The 10546-nt window shown below is 36.5% G+C and carries 10 protein-coding genes and 1 rRNA gene; 10 read left to right on the top strand and 1 reads right to left on the bottom strand.

Annotated elements, in window-relative coordinates:
• From L866_RS09350 to clpP, 8 genes are all read left to right on the top strand, one after another.
• Positions 1 to 222, top strand: a 222-nt coding sequence (locus L866_RS09350; protein ID WP_025730684.1) for an IS256 family transposase, incomplete at its 5' end; no start/stop codon positions are given.
• Between the two features lie 397 nt (positions 223 to 619).
• Positions 620 to 1048: a hypothetical protein gene (locus L866_RS0107520; RefSeq protein WP_025730683.1), complete on the top strand. Its 429-nt coding sequence runs from the start codon at positions 620 to 622 to the stop codon at positions 1046 to 1048.
• Positions 1049 to 1212: 164 nt separating this feature from the next.
• Entirely contained in the window at positions 1213 to 4434 is a 3222-nt protein-coding gene (locus L866_RS09830) for a S8 family serine peptidase (RefSeq protein WP_025730682.1), read from the top strand.
• A 260-nt stretch (positions 4435 to 4694) separates the two neighbouring features.
• Positions 4695 to 4925, top strand: coding sequence for a DUF1146 family protein (locus L866_RS0107510; RefSeq protein WP_025730681.1), 231 nt, complete (start codon positions 4695 to 4697; stop codon positions 4923 to 4925).
• Positions 4926 to 4955: 30 nt separating this feature from the next.
• Positions 4956 to 6242, top strand: coding sequence for a UDP-N-acetylglucosamine 1-carboxyvinyltransferase (murA, locus tag L866_RS08790; RefSeq protein WP_035446436.1), 1287 nt, complete (start codon positions 4956 to 4958; stop codon positions 6240 to 6242).
• 53 nt (positions 6243 to 6295) lie between these two features.
• Positions 6296 to 7405, top strand: coding sequence for a rod shape-determining protein (gene mreB / locus L866_RS0107500; RefSeq protein ID WP_025730679.1), 1110 nt, complete (start codon positions 6296 to 6298; stop codon positions 7403 to 7405).
• On the top strand, positions 7386 to 7571 hold the full coding sequence (locus L866_RS0107495) for a DNA-directed RNA polymerase subunit beta (RefSeq protein ID WP_025730677.1): 186 nt from the start codon (positions 7386 to 7388) through the stop codon (positions 7569 to 7571). Before mreB ends, L866_RS0107495 begins: the two co-directional genes overlap by 20 nt.
• Positions 7572 to 7706: 135 nt before the next feature.
• On the top strand, positions 7707 to 8303 hold the full coding sequence (gene clpP, locus L866_RS0107490) for an ATP-dependent Clp endopeptidase proteolytic subunit ClpP (RefSeq protein WP_025730675.1): 597 nt from the start codon (positions 7707 to 7709) through the stop codon (positions 8301 to 8303).
• Positions 8304 to 8386: 83 nt separating this feature from the next.
• On the opposite strand, the gene L866_RS0107485 is transcribed toward clpP, so the two are convergent.
• A complete protein-coding gene (locus L866_RS0107485; protein ID WP_025730673.1) occupies positions 8387 to 9268 on the bottom strand; it encodes a Cof-type HAD-IIB family hydrolase in 882 nt (293 codons plus the stop codon).
• Positions 9269 to 9368: 100 nt separating this feature from the next.
• Here L866_RS0107485 and L866_RS0107480 point away from each other — a divergent pair, with 100 nt between their 5' ends.
• Positions 9369 to 10034: a uracil-DNA glycosylase gene (locus L866_RS0107480; RefSeq protein ID WP_211236692.1), complete on the top strand. Its 666-nt coding sequence runs from the start codon at positions 9369 to 9371 to the stop codon at positions 10032 to 10034.
• 339 nt (positions 10035 to 10373) lie between these two features.
• Positions 10374 to 10546, top strand: a 16S ribosomal RNA gene (locus tag L866_RS0107475); the annotation flags it as partial.

Raw genomic sequence — 10546 nt, 5'->3', positions numbered from 1 at the left:
TTCGAAGATGCCTTCCAATACACAGTAATGGATAAGAGTCACAATCGTTTAAAAAGTACTAATCTTCTTGAACGATTGAACCAAGAAGTACGCCGAAGAGAAAAGATTATTCGTATTTTCCCCAATCGTGTGTCAGCCAATCGTTTAATTGGTGCTGTCCTGATGGACACGCATGACGAATGGATCAGTTCTAAAAGAAAGTATATCAAGTTTAACCAGTAAGAGAGTATAGAACATTGTACTAGAAACTTTTACACAAGATTATGGACTTGACTCGAGCTACTCAAAAGTGGCAATTAGTTTATTTTAAACGGATATTATAAATTAAAGTTAATATTTGTTAAGATTGAGTAGTATGACTTCTATGTGTCAATTACGATAATATAAATAAAATTGTTTAAAAAAGATGACGGAGGTCATCTTTTTTGTTTATAAACTTCTATTCAAATTGCCACTTTTTTTCTAATCAATTGTTTAATCTGGGTATAATTGTATCTCGTTTAAGACATATTCTGTTATCCTTCTTATTAAAAAATAATAAAATTGTAATAAAAAGCTATTGCAATATTTTTTTTGATAATATAGTATTAAATAGCTTAAAAGGTATAGGAGGAATATCATGACGACCAAAATAACAAAAAATGTTTTATTAGCTTTATCAGCAGCTTCGGCTAGCATGATTTTATTTAATAGTGATCAAATTTTAGCAAGTGAGGCAGTGGAAGAAAATACAGTTAATTTAGGTTTGCAATCAGACCTTTTTAATATAAGTATAGAAGATTTATCAGAAGATATTTTAAGTGGTTTAACTGAAGAGGAATTATTGGCATTACAAGAAGTTCCAGAAGATGAAACAGAAGGCGAAAAAGGATTGCCTGAAACAGAAAAACTTGAAGAGTTAGACTTAAATAATATTGATTTAGAAAAGATTAGTCCAGATCAATTAACGAAAGAACAACGTGAAATTTTAGGTTTAGAAGAACCTAATTCAAACGCATCAGAAGAAGAGAGAAAAGAGTCTTCTGAAACAGAAAAAATAGTGAGTTAGATTTAGAGAATATTGATTTAGAAAATATTGATCCAAATCAATTAACGAAAGAACAACGTGAAGCACTTGGTCTTGGTGAAGATGGTTTAAGCATTGAAGATTTAGATTTAGAAAAACCTGGTCAAGATATTCCTGGTTTAGAAGAAGAACCAATCGATGCATTTGTGTCCGACCAACCAAAAGGAATACGTCTTGCGGAACAATTAGATACAACACACACTGCACCATTGCAAAAAGACGTTAATGGTGGGGCAGGTACAGTGATTGCCGTGTTAGATGTTGGTTTTGATGTCGAACATCCTTACTTTAAATTAAATAAATCACTAAAAGGAAGCAACCAGCTTGTCACGAAAGAATCATTGGATGCTTTAAAAGCAAAAGAAAACATTAACTATGGTAAATGGGTTAATGAAAAAATCATTTTTGAACATGATTATATTAAAAATGACGAAATTCTTCGTGGATCAGACATTCAAGATGACCATGGGACACACGTTGCCGGGACAATTGCTGGGAATACAGACAAACCGTCTTCAAATGGATTTGTAATGAATGGGATTGCGCCAAATGCTCAATTAATGTTAATGAAAATTGGTGGCGAAGCGAATAAATCAGAATTCGCAAAAAGTTATGCACAAGCCATTTTAGATGCAGTTCGTTTAGGTGCAACAGTCATTAACTTAAGCGCTGGAAAAACAGCTGATTCAGATGTCTTTTTAACTGAAGAGGTTTTAAATGCGGTAAAAGCTGCAAAAGATAAAGGCGTTGCGATTATTGCTGCTGCGGGTAATGAGGAAGCTTTTGGTGGAGCATATAGCAAACCATCAGCAGATCATCCAGATTTCGGTACAGTAAATAGTCCATCGATTTTAGATGACGTCATTAGTGTGGGAGCTTATCAACCATCACAAACACTTAGTCTAGAAGGACGATTGAAAGGTACAGATGTTAATGTATCATTCCCTCTAGCGATTGCTAAGTCATTTGAAGCTAACAAAGACTACCAAATGGCGGATGGTGGATTTGGTTCTGAAGAAGAGCTAACTAAAGATAAAATTGCTGGAAAAATCGTTTTAGTAACACGTGGTCAATATGATTTCAGCGACATTTTAAAACGTAGCGAAACAAATGGTGCAGTCGGTGTATTAATTGTTAATAATGTACAAGATGGCAATTTCACCATTCCTTATGATGCATATCCTTTAGGAATGATTAGTCAAAAAGACGGTGAAACACTAAGAAGTCACTTAAATGGCACCCTTTCATTTACTTCAGATTATAAAGTAGGTTCATCTGTGGGTGGACGTCGTATGATTAAACAATCGAGCTGGGGTGTGAATAACCAAGGTGAAATTAAACCAGATGTTGTAGCGCCAGGATATGAAGTTCATTCATCGATTAGTAAAGAAAAATTCGGCATTCAAAGTGGTTCAAGTATGGCAGCACCTCATGTGGCCGGAACAATGGCATTGTTACATCAGAAATATGCAAAGTTATTCCCTAATATGTCACAAGCTGACCGTACAGCATTAATTAAAAAAGTATTATTAAGTTCAGCGACGGCATTATTTGACGAAGAAAGTCAAACATTCTATTCACCACGCCAACAAGGTGCTGGTGCAATAAACGCTGATAAATCAGCGAATGCAAAATACTACTTAACAGGAACGAATGGTCAATCAAAAATTAACTTACATAATATTAAAGATAATTCATTTGATTTAACTTTCCAAATCCATTCAATTGATGGCAAAGTGAGTCCCGAGGGATTAGATTATCAAGTGCATTGGATGACAGACCAAGTGAAAGAGGGTAAATTTGCATTAAAACCTAAAGCTTTAGGACATACAGAGTGGACACCACTTCAAATGAATCAAGCAACCAATGAAGTAACTGTTCGAATCGACTTAAGTCAAGTAGATGACGAGCTAAAACTGATGATGAAAAACGGCTACTTTGTTGACGGATTTGTGCGTGTTCGTTCTCACGGCCAATCATCTGAAGAATTAATGAGTATTCCATTTATCGGATTTAAGGGTGATTTCAATAACTTACCAGCCATTGAATCATCGATTTATGATCAATTAGCGGGTAAATTCTATGGACAAGGTGTAGAATCATTTGAAACAAATCAATTTGATTTTGATTCAACATTTGGATTCAAAGAAAAGAACTATACAGCATTAAAATCTGAATACAAACCATTCGAATTAATCGAAGCAGAGAAACAATCCGATTTTAATCCGTTATCAATTAATGCGTCAAGTTCTCATACGTTCTTAGGAAGCTATGACCACGACGAAGAAGGTTTCTTAAAAACATTTGTAATGAAAGATGGCCAAGTGTACTTAGCTATTTCACCAAATGGCGATGGTAATTTAGACGAGTTAGAATTCCAAGGAACTGTATTACGTAACGTCAAAAATCTTAAAGCCGTAGTATTCAAAAAAGGTGAAGAAAATCGTATTTTATGGACGAGCGAAGTGACACCAAGCACACGTAAAAACTTCTCTAACAACGTTCAAGGATATACTAGTTTCTCTCATACAAAATGGGATGGTAAAAAGCAAGATGGTACGAAAGTAGAAGATGGTGAATACATTTACCGTATTTTATACACACCAACATCAAACGGTGCAGAAGAACAAGCGATGGACTTCTTGATTTACGTGGATACAGTAGCACCAGAGTTACCTAAGATGGCACAATTTGATGAAGCAACCCGTCAATTAGCAGTTGTTCAAACAGCAGACTTAAATGATCCATCAATCTATCGTGCGCGTGTAGCCTTCTCTTATTCAGTGGCATCTGAAGAAGGAAATATGACTTTCACGAAATACTTTACAATGGATGAAAGCGGGATGATTCATATTCCAGAATCATTTGAAAATGAATTAGGTGAATCCGTTCAAGTGGTGATGGACCAATTGGTTTATGTCGTAGAAGATCGTGCAGGTAACTTCAGCAGTGTGAAATTAAATGATTTATTAGCTGCATATGACGTGAAAGGCGAACCGAAAAAAGATCATAATCAAAATACTGATCAAGAAACGGAAGAAAAAGCGCCTGAACATCATTCAGAAAATCAATCTAAACCTTTACCACACGATAAGATGGAATTAAATCCATCAAATCCAATGGAACCAAAACATCAATCAGAAAATGTTCAACCAAAATCAGATGCTAACCAAGCGACTGATAAAGAAAAATCAGAAACGATGAACACCAGCCATCAAGTAAAAAGTTCATCAGCTGTTGCTTTACCACAAACAGGTGAAGCGTGGAATACTCATCAAACAGTTGGATTATGGGCAATGGTCGTTGGATGTTTCGCTTACTTATCAGGACTTGTGAAACGTGAAAATAAAGAAAACGACAATCGTTAATCTTCAATGACTGAATCAACCAGTCATTAAATAATTGTTCAGATGATCAAGACGCTAAAATACGAGCCTTTGTGCATCGGTTTTAGCGTTTTTTTTGGTATTTTCTTACTCAGTTGATTAGAATAAAAATGTGTGTTAAACGATGACAAGTATAACAAACAGATGTTGTGTGCTTTTCAAATCGCTACTTTTGCGTTAATAATGTTTTTAAACCCAATTTTGTGTTAATATATTACTGTTAACGATAAAGGAGATAGACGATGCAATATTTAGGTGTAATGGCGATTGTAAAGACAATCGTTCTATTCATAATGTTCTATTTAAGTATGTGGGCGATGCGCCCCATTCGATTTGAAAAATGGTTTAAAGTGGGACATGAAAAAGAAGCGCAATTGTTATTTTTATTCATAACCATGGGAGTGGCTTATTTAGCTAGTCAGTTCATTTTTTTATTGATGGACTTAACTAGTCAATATGTATTACTATTCTAATAAGAGAAGATAATTAAGGGGAACAGTTAAATGAACGATGTAATTAAAGTACGTGGCGGAAGAAAATTAAAAGGAAGAGTACGTGTGGAAGGCGCGAAAAATGCTGTACTGCCAATTATGGCAGCTAGTATTTTGCCAACACAAGGCGTTAGTACGTTTAGTAATGTACCGAATTTATCAGATGTGCACATGATGTTGAATGTGTTAGGTTCTTTAAACGTGAAAGGAACTTTTAACGAAAAAGACTCTACGTTAGTTATTGATGCAACAGGTGATGTCACAACGATTGCGCCGTTTGAATACGTGAGTCAAATGCGTGCGTCAATTGTTGTAATGGGACCACTCTTAGCGCGTTTTGGGCATGCAAAAGTGGCGTTACCGGGTGGCTGTACAATTGGATCACGCCCGATTGATTTACACTTAAAAGGTTTTGAAGCGATGGGTGCGACCATTGAACTAAAAAATGGATATGTTATTGCTGAAAGTCAAGGCTTACATGGGGCTCAAATTTACTTAGATTTTCCAAGTGTAGGTGCAACACAAAACTTAATGATGGCAGCTGTATTAGCTGAAGGAACAACGATTTTAGAAAACGTCGCACGTGAACCAGAGATTGTTGATTTAGCAAACTACTTAACTAAAATGGGTGCACATATTGTCGGTGCAGGTACAGAAACAATCCGAATTGAAGGTGTGAAAGAATTAGTCGCAGCGGATCATACTATTATTCCGGATCGAATTGAAACGGGAACATTTATGATTGCGGCAGCTATAACAGGTGGCGATATCTTTATTGAAGATGCGCTAGTGGAACATAATCGTTCATTAGTTGCTAAATTAACTGAAATGCGTGTTGTGTTCAAAGTGTATGATGATGGTGTGCGTGTCATTGGACCAGATGTGTTGAAGGCAACAGATGCGAAGACGATGCCTTATCCTGGTTTCCCAACTGACATTCAAGCGCCATTTACAATTGCTCAAATGTTAAGTGAATCCAAATCATCAATGACTGAAGCTGTATTCGAAAATCGTTTCCGTCATTTAGAAGAAATGCGTCGAATGAACTTAGATTTCACGATTCAAGGAAGTACGGCTTTCATGAATGGGGATGCTCAATTGATTGGAGCAGAAGTAGCAGCGACTGATTTGAGAGCAGCAGCCGCTTTAGTTTTAGCGGGTATGCGTGCAACAGGTGAAACAACAGTAACGCATCTTCACTATTTAGATCGTGGTTATTATCAATTTACTGAAAAATTACAAGCATTAGGAGCAGATTTAGAACGTGTAACAATGAGTGATGCGAAAGTAACGGTTTAAGTGCTCAACGATGAATCAATCGATAGCATATCAAAGTAAAGGGGGAGGGGAATATGAACGTTAAAGATATTGGTATTGATTTAGGCACAAGAAATACATTGATCAGTATTCGTGGTGAAGGCATTGTGATTAATGAACCAAGTTGTTTAGCGATTGATCGAACGACCCTTCGTCCTATTGCTTATGGAAAGAAAGCGTATGAAATGATTGGTCGGACGTCTCAAGATGTGGACGTTATTTTCCCATTACAAGGCGGGGTTATTGCCGATTTTAATCGCGCTTTATTATTGCTTGGATATTTTACTCAGCAATTAAACATTCATGGCTTGCTTGCTCGTAGTGATATGTTAATTTGTATTCCAACGAATATTACATCCATTGAAGAAAAAGCAATCATTGATGTAGCGAAAGAAAGTGGAGCGCGTCAAGTATTCGTGGAAGAAGAACCTAAAGTAGCCGCAGTCGGTGCAGGGTTAAATATCTTTGCTCCAGTGGGACACATGATTGTCGATATGGGAGGCGGAACAACAGATGCCGCTGTCCTATCATTGGGTTCGACTGTTGTGAGTGATTCGATTAAAGTAGCCGGGGATGTGCTAGATGAAGCGATTATTCAAATGGTTAAAGATCGTTATCATTTGATTATTGGAGAAAGCATGGCTGAAAAAATCAAATTGAAATTAGCACGTGCACTACCTGAATTGAATCCTCAGTCAATGCGTGTGTCCGGACGAGATATTATGTCCGGCATGCCGAAAACACAAACAATTACTTCAAAAGATGTATATGATGCGATTGATCCTAGCCTAATGAAAATTGAAGAAGTTATTCATAGTGTGTTAGAACAAACACCACCAGAATTAGCTAGTGATATTTATGAGGGTGGTATTTATTTAACAGGTGGATGTGCATTAATTTTAGGGCTAGCTGAACGGTTGACAACTGATTTTGAGGTAAATTTTGTAGTAGCTACTTCGCCATTAGAGGGTGTAGCAATTGGCGCAGGAGATTTGTTAGAAAAATTAGCAGCCCGACCAACATTTTGGGATTTAATTTTACGTATTTTTAGCAGTAAACGAGTCATCAAAAATCCAACTGGTCGCGAAAATCGCAAAAATATAAATGAAAGCCAGGTAGACATATATGAATCGATGGACAAGTAGTCAAAAAGCGTTACTCAAAACATTGGTCTATTTTTTAATGTTTATTTTGCTCTCAATTATCGTATTGATTATCGGATTGATGGTCGGTTACGGAGTAATTGGTGACGGCAAACCATTGAGTATTTTAAATCAAGAAGTATGGAAAAATTTAATGAGTTATTTCTAAGAAGACTTCAAAAACGAAGTCTTTTTTAGTCGAACAAGACTCGTTCTTTTTCAATAGTCAATAATAGTCAATAACCTAAAAGTATGTTATAATGAATGAGTGAATTTAAAGAAGAAGTGCAAAGGAGCGAATACGATGAATTTAATACCAACAGTTATTGAACAATCTGCACGTGGAGAACGTGCTTACGATATTTACTCACGTTTACTTAAAGACCGCATTATTATGGTGAGCGGACCGATTGAAGATAATATGGCGAATGCGATTATTGCCCAATTACTTTTCTTAGAAGCGCAAGATCCTGAAAAAGATATTTACATGTACATTAACTCACCAGGTGGGTCAGTGACAGCTGGTTTTGCGATTTACGATACAATGCAATTTATTAAAGCAGACGTTCAAACAATTGCAATGGGGATGGCTGCATCAATGGGTTCATTCTTATTAACAGCCGGAGCTAAAGGCAAACGCTATGCATTACCTAACGCAGAAATTATGATCCATCAGCCGCTTGGTGGCGCACAAGGTCAAGCAACTGAAATCGAAATTGCAGCCCGTCACATTCTTAAAACACGTGAACGCTTAAATAAAATTTTATCAGAACGCACAGGACAACCAATCGAAACGATTGAACGTGACACTGATCGTGATAACTTCTTATCAGCAGAAGAAGCAAAAGCTTACGGATTAATCGATGATATTATGGTGAGTGCGAAAGAATTAAAAAAATAGTATACAACCTAAGTGATGATTAAACAATAGCTAAAAAAGAGTTCCTCCTTTCTATTAGGGGAACTCTTTTTGCTTTGTATTAATTAGTTGGATTGAAGAATAGATTCAGCATGTTCTAAAGCATGAATGAGACCAAATTGTTGATTAGAAACAGTTGTATATTTTGCCACTTCTTTTGCTTTAGGTACGGCGTTATCAACGGCATAACTGAAACCAGCAATAGCCAGCATTGATAAGTCGTTATAGTTATCGCCAATGGACAACGTGCGCTCCAAATCAAATTGATGACGTTCGGCAAAGAAAGCTAATGCTTTACCTTTTTGTGCTTCGACTGCATTTAATTCAATATTACCATGACCTGAACTAGTCACACTAATTTCAGGATAAGTGTCGACAAAATCAGATTGTAATTGTCCTAAACCATCAATATCTTCAATAGTGAAGATAGATAGTTTAAGCACTTCTGTATCAGCTTCTTGAATTAATCTTTCCAAATCGGGTTCGTAATTTAATTGCCATTCACCTTCTAGTTGGATGACTGTATGATCAGCCTCTTCTTCGGTTAATTCAGGATGAGCCGTTTTGAAAAATGAGATAAAGCTTTCAATCCGTTCTTGACGGTTACGCATGTAAATTCCTTTTGTAGTCATAATTTCAACAATAAATCCACGTTCTTCAGCTTTACGAATTAATGTTTCGACAAGTGATGAATCAATCGAATGGCGTAAAAGTAATTGATTGTTCTCATCGTAAACTTCAGCACCGTTTAAAGCAATCAGTGGTGTCTTAATACCGTGCATTTCAAATGGATGACGAGCTTGTTCAATCGTTCGGCCAGTTGCCGCGATAAAAGTAATTCCGTCATTTTGTAATGCTTTAATTTTGTTTGCCACTTCAATTGGAATAGTGGAGTGATCAATTAATAATGTGCCGTCCATATCAGAGGCAACTAGTTGAATGGTCATTTGTTTATTCTCCTTTGATAAAATACTTTAATAAATATGGTAACATATTAAACGGATGAACGAAAAGAATACACGTTGTACACACTGAATAGGAGGACAAATGATGAATAATATAGCGCCGGGATGGAAATCAATAGTTGATCATTTAATGGATACACCAAGCTATCACCAGTTAACCATATTTTTAGAAAAAGAATATCAAGAGCAGACGATTTATCCTGCATTATCAGAACAATTTAAAGCGCTCGCCTATACGGACTATAATGCCGTCAAAGTTTGTATTTTAGGACAAGATCCTTATCACGGTCCAGGACAAGCAAATGGGCTAGCTTTTTCAGTACCATCAGGTGTTAAGTTACCGCCGAGTTTAAGAAACATTTATAAGGAATTATCAGATGAATTTAATGCACCAGTTCAACAAGATGGTGATCTAACTCATTGGGCGGAACAAGGCGTTCTTTTATTAAATACAGTTTTAACTGTTCGAGCACATCAAGCACACTCTCACCAAAATAAAGGATGGGAAGAATTTACAGATGGAATAATTGAAGCATTAAGTCAAAGAGAAGATCCCGTTATTTTTATTTTATGGGGAAATGCGGCACGACAAAAAAAGAAACTCATTCAGTCGCATCATTTAATTTTAGAGTCGGCTCATCCTAGTCCTTTGTCGGCTTATCGTGGTTTTTTCGGATCAAAAGTGTTTTCTACATGCAATAAATGGTTAGTAAAGATGGGGAAAACACCCATTAATTGGCTGAAGTGAAAAATTAATATGAATTTTTTTGAAATACTACTTGACGGGTAATCATTTGGATGATAATATATTAAAAGTGTTCAACAAGAGCACAAACGACTCGAATGAAAAACAGTCAACCAGAAAAACTTTTTTAAAAAAGTGTTGACAAAGAAATACGAGTTATGATATTATTTAGAAGTTGTCGCGACAAGCGATTAACGAGTGACCTTTGAAAATTGAACAATAAAGACGAACCAAATGTGTAGGGTTAATTTGTTTCTGACGAAGCAAATTAAAACAACAATTCAAAATCACGGACAAGTGATAACAACGCCAGTTTTGGCAAACAAATGAGCAATTAAATTCTTTCATGAGAGTTTGATCCTGGCTCAGGACGAACGCTGGCGGCGTGCCTAATACATGCAAGTCGAACGCAGTTTCATTCACCGAGTGCTTGCACTCACCGAATGGACTGAGTGGCGAACGGGTGAGTAACACGTGGGTAACCTGCCCATCAGTGGGGGATAACAGTCGGAAAC

Origin of the sequence: Atopobacter phocae ATCC BAA-285 (assembly GCF_000526675.1) — a bacterium.
Lineage (GTDB): Bacteria > Bacillota > Bacilli > Lactobacillales > Aerococcaceae > Atopobacter > Atopobacter phocae.
This window is presented reverse-complemented; position numbering and strand designations above follow the sequence as displayed.